The sequence below is a fragment of the Pseudomonas sp. P1_F1_2 genome (genome assembly GCF_056405815.1).
Genome location: NZ_JBFUBK010000058.1, coordinates 19,180 through 38,318, shown reverse-complemented (window position 1 = coordinate 38,318; position 19,139 = coordinate 19,180). Strand labels below are relative to the sequence as shown.

Below are 19,139 nucleotides of genomic sequence, written 5' to 3'. Positions count from 1 at the left end.
GCGGTACATCAGGTAAATCGCCATCGCGAGCAAGCTCGGCTCCTACAGGGATCGGTTTCACGGCGTCCGGTTACGGCGGGTTTCGATGATGTTCGGCAACTGGGAAATCCGCCCCAGTAACCGCCCCAGCGCATCCAGTCCCGGAATCTCGATGGTCAGGGACATCAACGCGGTGTTGTCCTCTTTGTTCGAGCGGGTGTTGACCGCCAGCACGTTGATCCGCTCGTTGAGCAGCACCTGCGACACGTCACGCAGCAACCCGGAGCGGTCGTAGGCGCGGATGATGATGTCCACCGGGTAAGTGAGCACCGGCACCGGCCCCCAACTGACCTGGATGATCCGCTCTGGCTCGCGCCCGCCCAGTTGCAGCACCGAGGCACAGTCTTGACGGTGAATGCTCACGCCACGACCCTGGGTGATGTAACCGACGATGGCATCGCCCGGCAATGGCTGGCAGCAGCCGGCCATTTGCGTCATCAGGTTGCCGACACCCTGGATCTGGATGTCGCCGCGCTTGCCTGGCTTGTAGCCGGTGGCCTTGCGGGGGATCAGCTCCAACTGCTCGTTGCCGCGTTCCGGCTCGACCAGTTGCTGCGCCAGGTTCACCAGTTGCGCCAGGCGCAAATCACCGGCGCCCAACGCCGCGAACATGTCCTCGGCCGTCTTCATGTTGGCCTTGTCGGCCAGCTTGTCGAAATCTACGGCTGGCAGGCCGAGGCGATTGAGCTCGCGCTCAAGCAGGGTTTTACCGGCCGCGACGTTCTGATCGCGGGCCTGTAATTTGAACCAGTGGACAATCTTCGCCCGTGCCCGCGAGGTGGTGATGTAGCCCAGGTTCGGGTTCAGCCAGTCGCGGCTCGGCGTGCCGTGCTTGCTGGTGATGATCTCGACCTGTTCACCGGTTTGCAGGCTGTAGTTGAGCGGCACGATGCGCCCGTTGATCTTCGCGCCACGGCAGTTGTGGCCGATCTCGGTGTGCACCCGGTACGCGAAGTCCAGCGGTGTCGCGCCTTTGGGCAAGTCGATGGCGTGACCGTCGGGGGTGAAGATGTAGACCCGGTCCGGCTCGATATCGACCCGCAGCTGTTCCGCCAGGCCACCGATATCGCCCAGCTCTTCATGCCACTCGAGGACCTGACGCAGCCAGGAGATTTTCTCTTCGTAGTGGTTCGAACCGGATTTGACGTCGGTGCCCTTGTAGCGCCAGTGCGCGCACACGCCCAGCTCGGCTTCCTCGTGCATGGCGTGGGTGCGGATCTGCACTTCCAGCACCTTGCCCTCAGGCCCGATCACCGCCGTGTGCAGCGAGCGATAGCCGTTCTCTTTCGGGTTGGCGATGTAGTCGTCGAATTCTTTCGGGATGTGCCGCCACAAGGTGTGGACGATGCCGAGCGCGGTGTAGCAATCGCGCATTTCCGGCACCAGCACGCGAACGGCGCGCACGTCGTAGATCTGGCTGAACTCCAGACCCTTGCGCTGCATTTTGCGCCAGATCGAATAGATGTGTTTGGCCCGGCCGCTGATGTCGGCATCGACGCCGGTGGCCTGCAATTCGTTTTTGAGTTGGGTCATCACGTCGCTGATGAAGCGTTCGCGATCCAGACGTCGCTCATGCAACAGCTTGGCGATCTGCTTGTACTGGTCAGGCTCAAGGTAACGGAAGGACAAGTCCTCCAGTTCCCACTTGATGTGACCGATACCGAGACGGTGCGCGAGTGGCGCATAGATGTCGAAGACTTCGCGGGCGACGCGATTGCGCTTTTCGTCGTCGGCGGTTTTCACCGCACGAATCGCGCAGGTGCGTTCAGCCAGCTTGATCAGTGCGACGCGTACGTCATCGACCATGGCAACCAGCATTTTGCGCAGGTTTTCGACCTGGCCCTGAGTGCCCAGCACCAGGGATTTGCGCGGGCTCAAGCTGTCGCTGATCGCCGCCATGCGCTGCACGCCATCGATCAGCTTGGCCACCACCGGCCCGAAGCGCTGGCTGATGGCAGGCAACTCGATCTGGCCTTCGCGCACGCCACGGTACAAGATCGCGGCGACCAATGAATCCTGATCGAGTTTGAGGTCGGCGAGAATCTCGGCGATCTCAAGGCCCGTGCGGAAACTCGAGGTCCCTTCGGACCAGAGATTCTTCGCCGCATTGGCCTGTTGTTCCGACATGCGAGCGAACTCGCACGCCTCCTTCAAGGCTTCGCGATCCAGTGCCGGATCGACACTGACCGCATGATCGAGCCAAGCCTCGAGATTGATACTGCCGTCTGTGTTGATCGGCTGGTGTGCTCTCACCTGTACCATCTTGCTTACCTTCCCTACGACGCAGATTCAATGCGTCAAATCGCTGACCTTCGTTGCCCGATTGCGCTCACGGGGCTCATGCGAGCGCTGCTCGGGCGGGCCAGTCGGACCAGACGAGCCATCCTAGCTCGCTTCAAATAACGCCATGGCCTCGACATGTGCCGTTTGAGGAAACATATCGAGAATCCCGGCACGTTTTAACCGGTAGCCCTGCTTGATCAACTCAACTGTGTCGCGCGCCAGCGTTGCCGGGTTGCACGACACATACACCAATCGCTCGGCGCCCAAGGTCTTGAGCTTGCGCACCACCTCGAAAGCACCGTCACGCGGTGGGTCCAAGAGTACCGCACAAAAGCCTTCGCGGGCCCATTCGGCATCAGCCAAAGGCTGGGATAAATCGGCCTGAAAAAACTTCGCGTTATTCAGATTATTGCTAGCGGCGTTCGCGGCAGCACGCTCGACCATCGTCTGCACACCTTCGACCGCCACCACTTCGCGAACGGCTTTGGCCAGCGGCAATGCAAAATTGCCCAACCCGCAGAACAGGTCGAGAACGCGTTCATCCGGTTGCGGCTTCAGCCATTCCAGCGCCTGGGCGATCATCGCTTCGTTGACGCCGGCGTTGACCTGGATGAAATCTCCCGGCCGGTACGCCAGATCCAGATCCCACGACGCCAGACGATAACCCAGCGACTGATCGGCATCGACCGGTTGCGGCTCGCCGTCACCGTGCAGCCACAACTGCGCTTCGTGGAACGCGCAGAAATCCTTGAGGATCGTCAGGTCAGCGTCAGACAACGGCGCCATGTGCCGCAGCAAGACCGCCAGCGACGAGCCGCTGAACAATTCCACATGCCCCAGCGCCTGAGGCTTGCTCAAGCGACGCAGCATTTCCGGTAAGCGGGTCATGATCGGCTGTAATGGCTGAACCAGCACTGAACATTCGTTAATCGCGACGATGTCCTGACTGCCCGCCGCGCGGAAACCTACCTCGAGCTTTTTCGCCTTCATGTCCCAGCGCACTGCAACCCGGGCGCGACGGCGGTAACCGAATTCCGGGCCACTCAACGGCGCCGCCCATTCTTGCGGTTCGACACCGGCGACCTTCGACAGCTGCTCGGCGAGCATGCGCTGTTTCAGGGCCAATTGTTCGTTGTGTGGCAGATGTTGCACGCTGCAACCGCCGCAACGACCGGCATGCGGGCACGGCGCCGGGCGTCGCAGTTCACTGGCCTGGAACACGCGTTCGGTGCGCGCCTCGACCACTTTGCCGTGGGCACCCAACACCCGCGCCTCGACGTCTTCACCGGCCAATGCGCCGATGACGAACCAGGTGCGACCTTCGAAAAATGCGATACCGCGACCGTCATTGGCCAGGCGTTCGATGGTCAAGCGCTGCTTTTTTCCGGTCGGGATTTGTGGGGCCTTGCTGCCGCCCGTGGGTTGGAAGCGCAGGCCTCTCTCGTGCTTGGCCATCAGTTGGGCGCGTCGAAAATGCCGGTCGACAAGTAACGGTCGCCACGGTCGCAGATGATCGCGACGATCACCGCGTTTTCAACTTCTTTGGACAGTCGCAACATCGCTGCCACTGCACCGCCCGAGGACACGCCACAGAAAATGCCTTCTTCGCGGGCCAGACGACGGGTCACGTCTTCGGCTTCGCTTTGCGCCATGTCGACGATGCGGTCTACGCGATCAGCCTGATAAATCTTCGGCAGGTATTCTTGCGGCCAGCGGCGGATGCCCGGGATCGCCGAGCCTTCCATCGGTTGCAGGCCGATGATTTGCACGCTCTCGCTCTGCTCTTTCAAGTAGCGCGAGACACCCATGATAGTGCCGGTGGTGCCCATCGAACTGACGAAATGGGTAATGGTGCCCTCGGTCTGACGCCAGATTTCCGGGCCGGTGGTGGTGTAGTGCGCTTGCGGATTGTCACCGTTGGCGAACTGGTCCAGCACCTTGCCACGGCCTTCGGCTTCCATCCGCTGAGCGAGATCGCGGGCGCCTTCCATACCTTCTTCCTGGGTGACCAGGATCAGTTCGGCGCCAYAAGCCGTCATCGCGGCTTTACGTTCGGCGCTGGAGTTATCCGGCATGATCAGGATCATCTTGTAACCCTTGATCGCGGCGGCCATGGCCAACGCAATCCCGGTGTTACCCGAAGTCRCTTCGATCAACGTATCGCCGGCGTGGATCTGCCCGCGCAACTCGGCGCGGGTGATCATCGACAGCGCCGGACGGTCCTTGACCGAACCCGCCGGGTTATTCCCTTCGAGCTTGAGCAAAAGGGTATTGCTGGTGACGCCGGGCAGGCGCTGCAAACGGACCAGCGGAGTGTTGCCGACGCAATCGGCGATGGTTGGGTACTGCAAGGTCATGGCGTATTCGCAATCCAGACTGCGGGGGCGCCTATCATACCGGCAAACGTTCGCAGGCCATATCACGCAAAGTGCGGTGCTTATGGCTTATGGGAATAAGCGGCTGCCTCAGCATTGCTCTTCATGCGCGACATTCAACGCATAGAACTCATGCAACTTGGCCTGCAACAATTGCTTGTCTGGAAGCTGGACTTGATATTCGGCGATCAATACTGCTGAGAGGCTGCGGTTCAGGGCGTACTCCACCACTTCGTCATCCTTGCTGGCACACAGCAACACACCAATGGCCGGATTTTCGTGGGGCTTGCGTACATTGCGGTCCAGCGCTTCCAGATAGAAGTCCAGCTTGCCCAGGTACTCCGGCTTAAAACGACCGACCTTCAGCTCAATGGCTACAAGACAATTAAGGCCACGGTGGAAGAACAGCAGATCCAATGCAAATCACACCCACCCACTTGCAGCGGATACTCGGAACCGACAAAGCAGAAGTCGCGACCGAGCTCGCTCAGGAATTCTTTTAGGCGCGCCAGTAACCCTTTTTGCAGATCGGTCTCGGCATGGCCACCGGGCAGGTCGAGAAACTCGAGCATGTAGCCATCACGGAATATCTCAAGTGCTGCCGGGTGGGTTTGTCTCAGCATCGCTGAGGTTTTTGCTGGTTGGGTCACGCTTCGCTCGAACAGTGCTGCTTTGAACTGACGCTCCAGTTCGCGCTTCGACTATTTTTCTTGAACCGACAGACGGACGTAAAACTCCCGCTCTTCCGAGCGTTTGCTCTGGCCGAAAATGATCAGGTTGTGCGACCAGGACAATTGTCGCACCAGTGGTGCGACTTTCTCCTCCGTACAATAAATCTCATAGAATTGGCGCATGCGGAACAAATTCGACCGGGTAAATCCGCGCAACCCAGGTTGAGTCTGAGCCAGATGTTCCGCCAACTGACCGACCACAGAATCGCCCCATTCGGCTTTTTCGAGCTTGCGACTGATGTAAGCACCGACCTGCCAATACAGTTCGATCAGCTGGGTTCACCGCCTGCATCGCCTGCTGTTTGGCACTTTGAATCAGTGCAAGCACTTCATTGAAGCGGTCGTCGGGGACGCTGGATGGATTAATGCCGAACTCCTTGAGGCCGAGAAAAAACGCGAGTCTATTGCGTTAAGTCAGGCAGTAGGTGTCGGCAATACCCTTTAGGAAAGGTCGTACAAAAGAACGGGAACGCTCCGGAAAAACCAGCTTCTTGGTGGCTGGGAGGGCCTCATCGCGAGCAGGCTCACTCCTACATGGGGATCGGGGTGATCACACCCTTTGTGGGCGACACACCTGTACTGTAGGAGCGAGCTTGCTCGCGATGGCGTCATCACTCACACCATCAATTTCAGCCACCAACCGCATATTTAGTCGCAACCCAACCCCGGTGTTTTCGGCCCAAAGCTGCCCGCCCTGACGCTGCACCGCATTCCTGGCAATGCTCAATCCCAAGCCAAACCCGCCATCCCCCGGTCGCGAACCGTCTAGCCGAGTAAACGGCGAAAAGATCCGTTCAAGATCCGCCTCGGCCACCCCACCGCCCTGATCTTCCAGCCACACATGCCAGAAATCGCCATCGCGCTGCCCACCGAGACTTACAACGCCGCCCTCGGACGAATGACGAATAGCATTGCGCAGGATGTTTTCAAGTGCCTGCGCCAGGGTGTTGAGGTTGCCGCGAACCCAGCAGGTCGAGTCCACCGTGCAGCGCAATTGACTGACCGGCCAACCGCTTTCGTAGCAGGCGTTTTCCGTGAGCATTTCCCACAGTGCCTGAATCTGGATCGCCTCATCGGGCAGCGGTGATCGCTCGGTGTCAAGCCAGGCCAGTTGCAACGTGTCTTCCACCAGACGCTGCATGCCATCGACTTCCCGGCCAATGCGCTCACGCAACGCCGTCAGCTCCTGCTCGCTTTCGCTGGCCACCCGCAAGCGGCTCAGCGGCGTGCGCAGTTCGTGGGAAAGGTCGCGCAACAATTGTTGCTGCAGGGCCACCGTGCTTTGCAGGCGCTCGGACATGTGATCGAAGGCCCTGCCCAGCTCACCGAGTTCATCCGAACGATTGGTGGTGCTGCTCGACAAGCGCACATTCAACTGGTCGGCGCGCCAGGCGTTGGCCTGTTCACGCAGACTGTTCAACGGCACCACCAGCAGTCGATACAGGCCGACACACAGCAGCAAGGTAAACAGCCCTGGAATCACCCCGTTGGTAATCACGCGCCAGAAGGTCCTGTAACGCCCGGGCAAGAACCGCTGGGGCAGTTCGATCACCAGATTGCCGACGCTTGGATCACTGGGAAACGGTATGCGCAGCCAAGGTCGGCCTTGCTTGTGAATAGGCCAATCGAGGCCACGCAGAAAGGTCAGACGCTCGATTTCCTTGCCCGTCAGTGGCTGATTGCTCAATGTCTGCAAATCACCGCCAATGACACCAACCCAGCCCTTTTCGCGTTCCTGCATCCCCTGCAGCCAACGATCGACGCCGTCACTTTGCCCCTGGCGCCACGCCTGTTCAGCCTCGACGGCATAGCCCGCCAGGGTGCGTCGGGCCTCATCGGACAGAAACTGGTTGCGCTGCTCCATGTACCGGCCCCACGACCAGCTCAGCCAGATCATCAGCAAACAGAACGCCACCAGCAAACACGCCAGTTTCCAGAACAGTGAGTGCCGCCCCGGCAGGTCAGACCACTTCATCGGCCGCACTCAATACGTAGCCTTTGCCCCACACCGTTCGCACTTCGCGCGCGGTGTAGCCGATACCTTTGAGCTTGCGGCGAATCTGGCTGACGTGCATGTCGAGACTGCGGTCATGGGCCGCGTAGCCGCGTTGCAGTACGTGTTGATAAAGGAAGGCTTTGCTCAGTACTTCATCACCGCTGCGGTTAAGCGTTTCCAGCAATCGATACTCGCTGCGGGTGAGGCCGGCGGCGTGTTTGCCATGAAAAACTTCGCACAGCTCATCGTCAAAACGCAGGCCGCCCGTCTCGCTTTCAACCGCTGACGGAACCGGTGGCGGTCGACGGTCGAGCGCCACCCGGCGCAGGATCGCTTCGATGCGCACACGCAATTCGGCCATGCTGAAGGGTTTCGGCAAGTAATCATCGGCACCCAGGCGAAAACCGCTGATACGATCCTCTTCGGCGCCCAGCGCGGACATCAGCACCACAGGCGTGGAGTGGCTCTGGCGTAACTGCGTCAATACATTGAGCCCGTCGAGGCCCGGCAACAGAATATCCATCAACACCACATCGAAGGCCTGCTGACGCGCGATGGCCAGACCTTCCTGGCCGTTCTGGCACCAGGTCACCTGAAAGCCGCAACGGCCCAAATGCTCATGCACATACGCCCCGAGCACCAGGTCGTCTTCGATGGAAAGGATTCGGGGGTGGCCGATAGAGATGGGAGTCATGAGTATCTGCAAATAATTCTCAGTTGATGATTATTCAAGATTGCCCATCGATGGGCAACCCAAGGTTTGCCTTTGAGGCAAAAGCCGCCCGCCAGCCGACGAATGACGACATCAATTTTACGAAGATTGCCTGCCTGCAAATCGCTACACTGCCCGGGTGGCGCGTACCGGACGTACACGCAGGTCAATCAATCGCTGGATGCAGGAGAGATGCGTGCTCACGAAACTGGGAATTAAAGGCCGCGTGCTGTTGCTGACCCTGTTGCCAACCACTCTGATGGCATTGGTCCTGGGCGGCTATTTCACCTGGATGCAGCAATCCGACCTGCAAACCCAACTGTTGCAGCGCGGCGAAATGATTGCCGAACAACTGGCGCCCCTGGTGGCTCCGGCCATGAGTCACAAGGACAGTGAACTGCTGGAGCGCATTGCCACCCAGGCGCTGGAAACCGCGGACGTGCGCGCAGTGACGTTCCTCGCCCCTGACCGCACGTCACTCGCCCATGCCGGCCCGACCATGCTCAACAGCGCACCGTTGGGCACCGGTTCGCAGATGCTGCGCCGCAGCGGCAACGATGCCACGCGCTACTTGCTGCCGGTGTTCGGCAAACACCGCAACCTGGCCGGCGACTTGATCCCCGAAGAAGCCGATCGCCTGCTGGGCTGGGTCGAAATCGAGTTATCCCACAACGGCATGTTGTTACGCGGCTACCGCAGCCTGTTCGCCAGCCTGCTGATGATTGCCGCAGGCCTGGCCGGCGCGGCGCTGCTGGCCCTGCGGATGGGCCGGACCATCAACCGGCCGATCAGCCAGATCAAACTGGCGGTGGCGCAACTCAAGGACGGGCATCTGGAAACCCGCCTGCCGCCGCTCGGCAGCCAGGAACTGGATGAACTGGCCTCCGGCATCAACCGCATGGCCGGCACATTGCAAAACGCTCAGGAAGAATTGCAGCACAGCGTCGACCAGGCCACCGAAGACGTGCGCCAGAATCTGGAAACCATCGAGATCCAGAACATCGAGCTGGACCTGGCGCGCAAGGAAGCCCTGGAAGCAAGCCGGATCAAATCCGAGTTCCTGGCCAACATGAGCCATGAAATCCGCACGCCGCTCAACGGCATTCTCGGCTTCACGCACTTGCTGCAAAAAAGCGAACTGACGCCGCGCCAGCTCGACTACCTGGGCACCATCGAAAAATCCGCCGACAGCCTGTTGGGGATCATCAACGAAATCCTCGACTTCTCGAAAATCGAGGCCGGCAAACTGGTGCTCGACAATATTCCGTTCAACCTGCGCGACCTGCTCCAGGACACCCTGACCATTCTCGCCCCGGCGGCCCATGCCAAACAGCTGGAATTGGTGAGCCTGGTGTATCGCGACACGCCGCTGTCGCTGGTCGGCGATCCGCTGCGACTCAAACAGATCCTCACTAACCTGGTGAGCAACGCGATCAAGTTCACCCGCGAAGGCACCATCGTGGCCCGCGCCATGCTTGAAGAAGAGCATGAAGACAGCGTGCAACTGCGCATCAGCATTCAGGACACCGGCATCGGCCTGTCGAACCAGGACGTGCGCGCACTGTTCCAGGCCTTCAGCCAGGCCGATAACTCGTTGTCCCGGCAACCCGGCGGCACGGGCCTGGGGTTGGTAATTTCCAAGCGACTGATCGAACAGATGGGTGGCGAAATTGGCGTCGACAGCACACCGGGTGAAGGTTCGGAATTCTGGATCAGCCTGAGCCTGCCCAAGACTCGCGATGACGCCGAAGATCTGCCTGCCGCGCCCCTGCTCGGGCGTCGGGTGGCAGTGCTGGAAAACCATGAACTGGCCCGGCAGGCATTGCAGCACCAACTGGAAGACTGCGGCCTGAGCGTAACGCCGTTCAATACCCTGGAAAACCTGGCCAATGGCGTGACCGGCGCGCACCAGACCGATCAGGCCATCGACCTGGCGGTACTTGGCATCACCAGCAACGACATGCCACCGGAGCGACTGAACCAGCACATCTGGGACCTCGAACACCTGGGCTGCAAAGTCCTGGTGCTGTGCCCGACCACCGAGCAGACGTTGTTTCATCTCTCGGTCCCCAACCCGCACAGCCAGTTGCAGGCCAAACCGGCCTGCACCCGCAAACTGCGTCGTGCCTTGTCCGATCTGGTCAACCCGCGCCAGCAGCGCAGCGAACCCGGCGAACCGGTGTCGAGTCGTGCGCCGAAGGTGCTGTGCGTCGACGACAACCCGGCCAACCTGCTGTTGGTGCAAACCCTGCTCGAAGACATGGGCGCCAAGGTATTGGCCGTGGACAGCGGTTACGCGGCGGTCAAGTCCGTGCAGACCGAAACCTTCGACCTGGTGTTGATGGACGTGCAAATGCCCGGCATGGACGGACGCCAAAGTACCGAAGCGATTCGTCAGTGGGAAAGTGAACGGCATTGCACACCGCTGCCGATCGTGGCCCTCACCGCTCACGCCATGGCCAATGAAAAACGTGCGCTGCTGCAAAGCGGCATGGACGATTACCTGACCAAGCCCATCAGCGAGCGGCAACTGGCGCAAGTGGTGCTGAAGTGGACAGGCCTGGCATTGCGCAACCACGGGCCGGAACGTTCCAGCGACAGCCACGGCAGCGCGCACGACTTGCAGGTACTCGACCCCGAAGAAGGTTTGCGCCTGGCGGCGGGTAAGGCGGATCTGGCGGCGGACATGCTCGCGATGTTGCTGGCCTCGCTAGAAGCCGACCGCGAGGCCATTCGCATGGCCCGGGACAGCAACGACCAGACTGCTTTGATCGAGCGCGTCCATCGCTTGCACGGGGCCACCCGTTACTGTGGCGTCCCGCAACTGCGCGCCGCCTGCCAGCGCAGTGAAACACTGCTCAAGCAACAGGACCCGAAAGCACCCGGCGCATTGGAGGAGCTCGAACGAGCGATCAATCGTCTCGCCGCTCACGCCCGGATCAATGCCTGACACAGCGCAATGGCGCCGATCACCATCGGCGCTAAGCTGGCCCGTGTAGCAGCTGCCGAAGGCTGCGTCCGGCGGCGAAGCCGTCGTAAAATCAGGCACTGCGCTCTTTCAGGGAAACCGCGTTTGCCGGATTTACGACGGCTGCGCCGCCGGACGCAGGCTTCGCCAGCTGCTACCTACAGCATGAGTTAAATGGAGGATTGCATGCGCACGATACTTTTCAGCAGCCAGACTTACGACCGTGACAGCTTTCTGGGCGCCGACCTGCCCGCCGGAATCGAGCTGCACTTTCAATCAGCGCGGCTGAGCCTGGATACCGTAGCGCTGGCAGACGCGCACGAGGTGGTCTGCGCCTTCATCAATGACGACCTCAGCGCCCCGGTGCTTGAACGTCTTGCCGCGGGCGGTACGCGCCTGATCGCTCTGCGTTCGGCCGGTTTCAACCATGTCGATCTGCCTGTGGCCAAACGCCTGGGCCTTGCGATCGTGCGCGTCCCGGCCTACTCCCCACACGCCGTGGCCGAACACGCAGTGGCGCTGATCCTGGCCCTCAACCGCCGCTTGCACCGAGCCTACAACCGCACCCGCGAAGGCGACTTCAGCCTGCACGGGCTGACCGGCTTCGATCTGGTGGGCAAGACCGTCGGCGTGGTCGGCACCGGGCAGATCGGCGCGACGTTCGCCAAGATCATGAATGGTTTCGGCTGCCAGTTGCTGGCCTATGACCCCTACCCCAACCCGCAAGTCGAAGCCCTGGGCGCGCGTTATCTGAGTTTGCCGCAGCTGCTGGCCGAGTCGCAGATCATCAGCCTGCATTGCCCACTCAACGAGCAGAGCAAACACCTGATCAATCGCGAGTCACTGGCACACATGCAACCCGGCGCGATGCTGATCAACACCGGGCGTGGTGGCCTGGTGGACACGCCGGCGCTGATTGACGCGTTAAAGGACGGCCAATTGGGCTATCTGGGGCTGGATGTGTATGAAGAAGAGGCGCAGCTGTTTTTCGAGGATCGCTCGGACCTGCCGTTGCAGGATGATGTGCTGGCGCGGCTGCTGACCTTTCCGAACGTGATCATCACCGCGCACCAGGCCTTCCTGACCCGTGAAGCCCTGGGCGCGATTGCCGCGACGACCCTGCAGAACATCGCAACCTGGGCTGCCGGTGCGCCGCAGAATCGGGTCGAGGGCTGACCGGGTCAGGCCTTCGACAACAGGATCATCAACGCCAGCCAGCCGAAACCCAGCAGGCGCTGCCCGAGGGAATGCCCGCGGCGCAGCAGGAACCAGACAAAAAACGGCGGCAGAAAGAAAATCATCAGTTTCAGCCACAGCTCTACCGGACGTGTCCCATCGAGTGCCGGTGTCGGTGCGGATGCCGGCGACTGAACGTCGGCTTCGACCGCGGTTTTGCGCTTACGCCCGAACGCGGCCGGGGTCACCCGGGCCACTTTCTCGTCCGTCGGTAAACGCCCGAACGAAAGAGGCGCCTGCACAGGCGTTGCCGTCGAAGTGGCCGCTTGCACCGTTGCCGCGGGTGCACCGCAATGAATGCAAGCAGGCGCCGTGGAGCTGATGCTCTGCTTGCACTCATAACATTCGATTAACGCCATGTCCGTTCCTTAGAGATGCAAAAGCGGCAGTGTGCCATGAGTCGGCAGGTCATTTGAACCTGATCGAAGGTCATCTACCCGCGCCATGCTGCGTGCAGGCCCGTGATAGCATACCGCGCATATTTGGAGGACCCATGGTCGAACACGATTTCCGCTACACCCTGATGAGCCCGCAACACACCCTTACCGAATGCCGCGCCCTGGTGCCGGGGCGTTATCAAGTCACCGGCAACGGCGGCTCGATCCGGATTGGCGATGTGCTGGTAGTCACCCTTAAAGGCAGCAAGGACTTGTCCATGCGCCTGACCGTCGAAACCGTTCGTCACTTGATCAACCCGCCGGGCCAATGGGTCGCGGTGAGCAGTGGTCCGGTGTTCGGCGAGTTGGGGATCCACACGTGGGAAGTCAATTGCGACAGTTGCGCCAAGGCACTGAGCTTCGAGTTCGCGGTCGACGCCAAGCTCGGCAACAAGGCTGAAAAGCCCGCTGCCACCGCGCGGATTGCCGAATTGGGCTGGGCCACCGTTAGCGACAAACACCTGTGCCCGAAATGCCAGGAGCCTGTGTGATGAAACGCCTCGCTCTGACCACTATGGTCGGTGCCAGCCTGCTGGGCTGCGCCGCCGAGCCGGTGCAACTGCAACAAAATCGTAGCTACATTCTGGAATGGATCGGCGATCGTCCGTTGATCGACTACAGCCACCTGACCATCACCCTGGGTGACGACGGTCGGGCCTATGGCAATGGCGGCTGCAACCATTGGTTCGCGCCGTATACCCTGGATGGCGACAATCTGACCTTCGGCAAAATCGGCAGCACCCGCAAACTCTGCGCACCCGCGCTCATGGAGCAGGAAAAGCGCTTCCTGGAGGCGTTGGAAGGTGTGCAACGCTGGGATATTTCACCGATCGACCAGATGCGCTTCTGGCCGGCGGAAGGAAAGCCGCTGCGTTTGTGGCTCGAAGAGGGTTGATCCCCCGCTGATGATCGCTCCCATGCTCTGCGTGGGAACTATCAAGGTGAGGATTGAAGACGACGCCGCTCCCTGTAGCAGCTGGCGCAGCCTGCGTCCGGCTGCGAAGCTGCCGTGAAATCAGGCTATGCGGTCGTACAGAACGACTGCATTTTCAGGGTTTACGACTGCCGCGCAGCCGGACGCAGGCTGCGCCAGCTGCTACAAATCGCGTTACGGCTAATTCTTCGCCTGCAACGCCTCAAGCTTGGCCATCACCCCCGCCGCGGTCTGCTCGCCCATCAGTTGTTCACGCACCTTGCCTTTGTTATCGATGATGTACGTCACCGGCAAGGCCTCACTGCGCGGCAATTCAAAAAGATCGGCCGGGTCTGAAGCCAGTACCGTGAACTTGATCCCCAGTTTCTCGCTGGCGCTCTTCAGCTCTTCACCCTGCACGTTGTCGAAATTGACCCCGAACACGCCGATCTTCTTGTCCTTCAATTGATCGGCCAAGGCGTTCAACTGCGGAATCTCGGTGCGGCAAGGGCCACACCATTCAGCCCAGTAATTCAGCACCAGCCATTTGCCATCCAGGCGATTGGCAGCAACCTTGTGACCGTCCTGGTCAATACCATAGTCATTGCCGCAGCCCCCCAGCATCAACGCCCCGAAAATCGCCAATGCCGCTGCCAGTCGCCTTGTCATGTCGTGATCCTTGTTCAAAATTGAATGCGCCTGCGACCCATCGCCTCGCAAGGTTCTGGATTACGCGCTGCCCAGTTAGAATAGCCGCCACCTTACGCAAGAAGCGACCCGCACATGACCGATCTGACGCTTTATCACAACCCGCGCTGCTCGAAATCCCGCGGTGCGCTCGAATTGCTCGAAGCTCGTGGCCTGACGCCGACCGTGGTCCGTTACCTGGAAACCCCGCTGGACGCCGCACAAATCCAGAGTCTGCTGGGCAAGCTGGGCATCAGTGCCCGGCAATTGCTGCGCACGGGCGAAGACGAATACAAGACCCTGAACCTCGCTGACGCCAGCCTGAGCGAAGCACAAGTGATTGCGGCCATCACGGCTCATCCGAAACTCATGGAGCGACCGATTCTCGAAGTCGGCGACAAAGCCATCATCGGCCGGCCACCGGAGAACGTGCTGGAGTTGCTGCCGTGAGTGCACCGTACATTCTGGTTCTGTATTACAGCCGCAGCGGCTCGACCAATGAAATGGCCCGCCAGATTGCCCGTGGCGTCGAGCAGTCCGGTATGGAAGCGCGCCTGCGCACCGTGCCGGCGATTTCCACTGAATGCGAAGCCGTGTCGCCAGACATCCCGGACGAGGGCGCGCTGTACGCCAGCCTCGACGACCTGAAGAACTGCGCGGGCCTGGCCATGGGCAGCCCGACCCGTTTCGGCAACATGGCGGCACCGCTCAAGTACTTTCTCGACGGCACCAGCAACCTGTGGCTGACCGGTGCGCTGGTGGGCAAACCGGCTGGCGTGTTCACCTCCACAGCCAGCCTGCACGGCGGCCAGGAAACCACTCTGCTGTCGATGATGTTGCCACTGCTGCACCACGGCATGCTGATCACCGGCCTGCCTTACAGCGAGTCGGCCTTGCTGGAAACCCGTGGTGGCGGCACGCCCTACGGCGCCAGCCATCACGCCGGGGCCGATGGCAAAAGTGGTTTGAACGAACACGAAGTCGCGCTGTRCCGGGCCTTGGGCCTGCGCTTGGCGAAGACTGCGCAAAAGCTGGGGAACTGACGTGGCCAAGAAGCCGAAGATTCTGCCCTCCATCGAATGGCTTGAACCGCGGGTTCGGGCAATGCGCGCCGTCAGCTTGCTGTGCTTTTTCGGTCTGGTCGGGCTGTTGTGCGCCTACTATCTGGTGTTTGCCGATCTGCATGGCGCACGGCCGTGGGTGATTCTGCTGATCGAATTGGTGCCGCTGCTGCTGTTGGCACCAGGGATGCTGATCGGTAGCCCGCGCGGGCATTCGTGGATGTGTTTTGTGGTGAACCTGTATTTCATCAAGGGCGCGCTGGCAGCGTATGACCCCAACCGGCAGCTGTTCGGATTACTGGAAATGGGCGCGAGCCTGGCGGTGTTCTGTTCGGCGTTGCTGTATGTGCGGTGGCGGTTTCAGTTGAATCGCAAGTTGGCTGGCGAGGGCGAAATTTCCGCCGCCTGACCGCGCCTAAGTTGATCGTTCCCACGCTCTGCGTGGAAATACCGCCCGGGACGCTCCGCGTCCCTGTGACGCGGAGCGTCACTTGATGCATTCCCACGCGGAGCATGGGAACGATCATGTCGCGATTCGGTGTCAATGATTCACTGTGTAAGCCAGCATCATCGAAATCTGGCTCATCGGCCGGCCGCCACTTTCTTCATGCCACTGGTTAAACACGCCCTGCACTGTCGCCAGGTCGCGCAAACTGCTTGGCACCTTGTCGACGATCTTTTGCGCATTCAATGCTGCGACCACGTCGTAACTCGGCACAAACGTATCCTTGCCGACCATGCGCAAGAAGCGTGGCGCCGACAGCCCGCCCAATTGGTGGCCGCGCTTTTTCAGGGTCGTCCACAACCCGACGATATCGGTCACGGGCCAATCGGCGAGCAACGCGCCGAAGCTGCCGTGTTCGTGCGCCACGTCCAGAATGAACTGCGCATTGCGCGGCACACTCTTGAGCTTGCCCAAATGGCGGATGATCCGCGCGTCCTGCATCAAGCGTTCGAGGTGTTCGGCGCTCATCAGCACGACTTTTTCCGGGTCGAACTTGAAGAACACTTCTTCGAAGGCCGGCCACTTGGCGTCCACCAGACTGTGCTTGAGCCCGGCGCGAAACACACGCAGCGCCATGGTCGAGAGGTAACGGTCGTCGCTGATCTTGCGTAACTGTGCCGGGGTTTTCGGAACGGGCAGATGGGCTTCCAGTTCAGCTGCCGAGCCGAAACGGTTCAGACAGTATTCGTGCAGCCACTTGTAGTCGCGCATGCCCTCTCCTAAAGAATGAAATGAAAACGGCGCCCGCAAGCGCCGTGTGTCAGAGCTATTGCAACTGTCAGAGGTTCACCACATTGACGAAGCGCGAAGCCGCCGTCTCATCGATCTTGAGGCTGGTGAAGTCGAACAGGTTGCGGTCCGCCAGTTGCGACGGGATTACGTTTTGCAGGCTACGGAAAATGCTTTCGGTGCGGCCCGGGGTCTTGCGCTCCCAGTCTTGCAGCATGTCCTTGACCACTTGACGTTGCAGGTTTTCCTGAGAACCGCAGAGGTTGCACGGGATGATCGGGAATTGCTTGAAGTCCGAATAAGCCTGGATGTCTTTTTCGTTGCAGTAGGCCAGCGGGCGGATCACCACGTTGCGGCCATCGTCGGCGCGCAGTTTGGGCGGCATGGCCTTGAGCGAGCCGTTGAAGAACATGTTCAGGAAAAACGTCTCGACGATGTCGTCACGGTGATGACCGAGGGCCATTTTGGTCGCGCCGATTTCATCGGCAAACGTGTAGAGCGTACCGCGACGCAGGCGCGAGCACAGCGAGCAGGTGGTCTTGCCTTCCGGGATCAACTCCTTGACCACCGAATAGGTGTCCTTCTCGACGATGTGGTACTCGATGCCCAGCTCTTTGAGGTAGGCCGGCAGCACGTGCTCCGGGAAACCTGGCTGCTTCTGGTCCATGTTCACCGCCACGATCTCGAACTTGATCGGCGCGACCTTCTGCAAGTGCATCAGCACATCGAGCAGGGTGTAGCTGTCCTTGCCACCAGACAGGCAGACCATGACCTTGTCGCCGTCTTCAATCATGTTGAAATGGGCAACAGCCTCGCCGGCCTGGCGGCGAAGGCGCTTTTGCAGTTTGTTCTGGTTGACCGTAAGAGTGCCCATGACGCGAAATCCGTGAGGTGTGACGAAAGGCCGGCATTTTACGCAAAAACACATCAGGGGCGAAGTGCCCACCGTCTCCTGTAGGGATCTGCGTGCACAGACCCGTCAGCGATTAACAGAGATCTTTACAGCGCGATTTGCTCTAAGCCCCTATCACCTGTGCGGTTAAGTCCTTCCTATACTGCGACATAAGGTCGCATTTAAATCCAGACCTTTACTTACGTGGCCACTTTGGCCGGTAGGCGCTCCACTGGGGGGCGACGGTAAAAACAAGAGGAGTGACTGGCATGATCCATCACGTAGTGGGGCTCTTCACCCACCCCGACCAGGAATGGAAAGAAATCCGTGGCGACCAAGAGGAAAGTATCAGCCACATGTACCTGACCCACACGCTGATTCTGGCGGCGATCCCCGCCGTGTCGGCGTTTATCGGCACCACGCAGGTCGGCTGGGTGATTGGCAGCCGTGCACCGGTGATGTTGACGCAAGAAAGCGCGCTATGGATGACGATCATGTCGTACGTGGCGATGCTCGGTGGTGTTGCAGTGATGGGCGCGTTCATCCACTGGATGGCTCGCACCTATGACGCCAACCCGAGCCTGGCCCGTTGCGTTGCGTTTGCAACCTACACCGCGACCCCGCTGTTCGTTGGCGGTCTGGCGGCGCTGTACCCACACATGTGGTTGGGGATGGTCGTCGGGACGGCTGCCATCTGCTACACGGTGTACCTGTTGTATGTGGGGCTACCCACTTTCATGAACATTCCGACAGACGAGGGCTTTCTTTTTTCAAGTTCGGTGCTTGCGGTAGGCCTGGTGGTGCTCGTAGCCATCATGGCGTTCACAGTCATTGTCTGGGGACTCGGCGTGGGGCCGGTCTATACGAATTAAAAACTCTGCACCCAAAATAACCAGATCTGCCAATACAGGCCGCCGCAAGGCGGCCTTCTAATGTCCAGGGCAGACGGGGTGGCGACCATTCGGCGCCTCGGCGATTCGCAAGCCAACAGGGTTGCGGCATACTCGACGTCTCTGGAGATCCATCAAGCATGCCCGAGCAACTCAATACCCGCGTCGAAGACTGTTACCAACTCGCCGAATCCTTTTTCAAACGAACTTTCAAACGCCCCGTGGTGAGCCTCAAGCTGCGCGGTCAAAAAGCCGGTGTCGCGCATTTGCACGAGAACTTGCTGCGCTTCAACCCGCAACTGTATCGGGAAAACACCGAAGACTTTCTCAAGCAAACCGTGGCCCATGAGGTCGCGCACCTGATCGCTCATCAACTGTTTGGCGACCGCATTGCGCCCCATGGTGAAGAGTGGCAATTGATCATGCGCGGCGTGTACGAACTGCCGCCCAATCGCTGCCATACCTACGACGTCAAACGCCGCAGCGTGACGCGCTACATCTACAAATGCCCGTGCGCGGACAGCGACTTTCCGTTCTCGGCCCAACGCCATGGCCTGGTGCGGCAGGGGCGGCGGTATTTGTGTCGGCGCTGCCGCAGCACCTTGGTGTTCAGTGGGGAGATGCGGGTCGAGTAGTTGGATGATCGTTCCCATGCTCTGCGTGGGAATGCCGCCATGGACGCTCT

18 protein-coding genes and 1 pseudogene are annotated in these 19,139 nt (G+C 60.2%); 9 read left to right on the top strand and 10 right to left on the bottom strand.

Annotated elements, in window-relative coordinates; genetic code table 11:
- Positions 1-57: 57 nt before the first annotated feature.
- The 6 genes and pseudogenes from relA to AC1D2P_RS17995 form a co-directional block, all read right to left on the bottom strand.
- The gene (gene relA / locus AC1D2P_RS18020; protein ID WP_109785178.1) at positions 58-2,301 is read right to left on the bottom strand and encodes a GTP diphosphokinase; all 2,244 of its coding nucleotides are present in this window, start codon (positions 2,299-2,301) and stop codon (positions 58-60) included.
- Positions 2,302-2,424: 123 nt separating this feature from the next.
- Complete coding sequence (gene rlmD / locus AC1D2P_RS18015) at positions 2,425-3,777, bottom strand: 23S rRNA (uracil(1939)-C(5))-methyltransferase RlmD (protein WP_077431473.1); 1,353 nt, start codon at positions 3,775-3,777, stop codon at positions 2,425-2,427.
- Positions 3,777-4,679: a cysteine synthase CysM gene (cysM, locus tag AC1D2P_RS18010; protein ID WP_477811533.1), complete on the bottom strand. Its 903-nt coding sequence runs from the start codon at positions 4,677-4,679 to the stop codon at positions 3,777-3,779. The genes rlmD and cysM overlap by 1 nt, the downstream gene beginning before the upstream one ends.
- A gap of 108 nt (positions 4,680-4,787) precedes the next feature.
- Positions 4,788-5,795: pseudogene (locus AC1D2P_RS18005) on the bottom strand (PDDEXK nuclease domain-containing protein).
- 183 nt (positions 5,796-5,978) lie between these two features.
- Positions 5,979-7,403 carry a sensor histidine kinase gene (locus tag AC1D2P_RS18000; protein ID WP_046031624.1) on the bottom strand — a complete coding sequence of 475 codons (1,425 nt, stop codon included), beginning with the start codon at positions 7,401-7,403 and terminating at the stop codon, positions 5,979-5,981.
- Positions 7,390-8,118 (bottom strand): response regulator transcription factor, encoded by a 729-nt coding sequence (locus AC1D2P_RS17995; RefSeq protein WP_046031623.1) that lies wholly within the window; start codon positions 8,116-8,118, stop codon positions 7,390-7,392. The genes AC1D2P_RS18000 and AC1D2P_RS17995 overlap by 14 nt, the downstream gene beginning before the upstream one ends.
- A gap of 214 nt (positions 8,119-8,332) precedes the next feature.
- Here AC1D2P_RS17995 and AC1D2P_RS17990 point away from each other — a divergent pair, with 214 nt between their 5' ends.
- A complete protein-coding gene (locus AC1D2P_RS17990) occupies positions 8,333-11,086 on the top strand; it encodes a response regulator (protein WP_477757816.1) in 2,754 nt (917 codons plus the stop codon).
- A 204-nt stretch (positions 11,087-11,290) separates the two neighbouring features.
- On the top strand, positions 11,291-12,280 hold the full coding sequence (locus tag AC1D2P_RS17985) for a 2-hydroxyacid dehydrogenase (RefSeq protein WP_477757817.1): 990 nt from the start codon (positions 11,291-11,293) through the stop codon (positions 12,278-12,280).
- A 5-nt stretch (positions 12,281-12,285) separates the two neighbouring features.
- On the opposite strand, the gene AC1D2P_RS17980 is transcribed toward AC1D2P_RS17985, so the two are convergent.
- Entirely contained in the window at positions 12,286-12,699 is a 414-nt protein-coding gene (locus AC1D2P_RS17980; RefSeq protein WP_046031620.1) for a hypothetical protein, read from the bottom strand.
- 134 nt (positions 12,700-12,833) lie between these two features.
- Here AC1D2P_RS17980 and AC1D2P_RS17975 point away from each other — a divergent pair, with 134 nt between their 5' ends.
- Both AC1D2P_RS17975 and AC1D2P_RS17970 read left to right on the top strand, forming a co-directional pair.
- Complete coding sequence (locus AC1D2P_RS17975) at positions 12,834-13,268, top strand: hypothetical protein (protein WP_046031619.1); 435 nt, start codon at positions 12,834-12,836, stop codon at positions 13,266-13,268.
- Positions 13,268-13,672, top strand: a complete 405-nt coding sequence (locus AC1D2P_RS17970; protein ID WP_046031618.1) for an META domain-containing protein — start codon at positions 13,268-13,270, stop codon at positions 13,670-13,672. Before AC1D2P_RS17975 ends, AC1D2P_RS17970 begins: the two co-directional genes overlap by 1 nt.
- A 219-nt stretch (positions 13,673-13,891) precedes the next feature.
- Here the strand turns inward: AC1D2P_RS17970 and AC1D2P_RS17965 are convergent, their stop codons facing one another.
- On the bottom strand, positions 13,892-14,359 hold the full coding sequence (locus tag AC1D2P_RS17965) for a TlpA disulfide reductase family protein (RefSeq protein ID WP_077431469.1): 468 nt from the start codon (positions 14,357-14,359) through the stop codon (positions 13,892-13,894).
- A 114-nt stretch (positions 14,360-14,473) separates the two neighbouring features.
- Here AC1D2P_RS17965 and arsC point away from each other — a divergent pair, with 114 nt between their 5' ends.
- Genes arsC through AC1D2P_RS17950 form a run of 3 tightly spaced genes read left to right on the top strand, consistent with a single transcriptional unit; the run spans position 14,474 to position 15,847 of the window.
- Positions 14,474-14,827: an arsenate reductase (glutaredoxin) gene (gene arsC / locus AC1D2P_RS17960; RefSeq protein ID WP_477757818.1), complete on the top strand. Its 354-nt coding sequence runs from the start codon at positions 14,474-14,476 to the stop codon at positions 14,825-14,827.
- The gene (gene wrbA, locus AC1D2P_RS17955; protein ID WP_477811532.1) at positions 14,824-15,420 is read left to right on the top strand and encodes an NAD(P)H:quinone oxidoreductase; all 597 of its coding nucleotides are present in this window, start codon (positions 14,824-14,826) and stop codon (positions 15,418-15,420) included. The genes arsC and wrbA overlap by 4 nt, the downstream gene beginning before the upstream one ends.
- Before the next feature lies 1 nt (position 15,421).
- Positions 15,422-15,847, top strand: coding sequence for a DUF2069 domain-containing protein (locus AC1D2P_RS17950; protein ID WP_109785175.1), 426 nt, complete (start codon positions 15,422-15,424; stop codon positions 15,845-15,847).
- Positions 15,848-15,979: 132 nt separating this feature from the next.
- Here AC1D2P_RS17950 and AC1D2P_RS17945 read toward each other — a convergent pair whose 3' ends face one another.
- Together AC1D2P_RS17945 and ttcA are read right to left on the bottom strand one after the other, a co-directional pair.
- Complete coding sequence (locus AC1D2P_RS17945; RefSeq protein ID WP_477757819.1) at positions 15,980-16,654, bottom strand: DNA-3-methyladenine glycosylase I; 675 nt, start codon at positions 16,652-16,654, stop codon at positions 15,980-15,982.
- A gap of 67 nt (positions 16,655-16,721) precedes the next feature.
- The gene (gene ttcA, locus AC1D2P_RS17940) at positions 16,722-17,546 is read right to left on the bottom strand and encodes a tRNA 2-thiocytidine(32) synthetase TtcA (protein ID WP_477757820.1); all 825 of its coding nucleotides are present in this window, start codon (positions 17,544-17,546) and stop codon (positions 16,722-16,724) included.
- A 287-nt stretch (positions 17,547-17,833) separates the two neighbouring features.
- Here ttcA and AC1D2P_RS17935 point away from each other — a divergent pair, with 287 nt between their 5' ends.
- Together AC1D2P_RS17935 and AC1D2P_RS17930 are read left to right on the top strand one after the other, a co-directional pair.
- Entirely contained in the window at positions 17,834-18,436 is a 603-nt protein-coding gene (locus tag AC1D2P_RS17935) for a Yip1 family protein (RefSeq protein ID WP_046031572.1), read from the top strand.
- 158 nt (positions 18,437-18,594) lie between these two features.
- Positions 18,595-19,089 (top strand): SprT family zinc-dependent metalloprotease, encoded by a 495-nt coding sequence (locus tag AC1D2P_RS17930; RefSeq protein WP_046031571.1) that lies wholly within the window; start codon positions 18,595-18,597, stop codon positions 19,087-19,089.
- Positions 19,090-19,139: the final 50 nt, after the last annotated feature.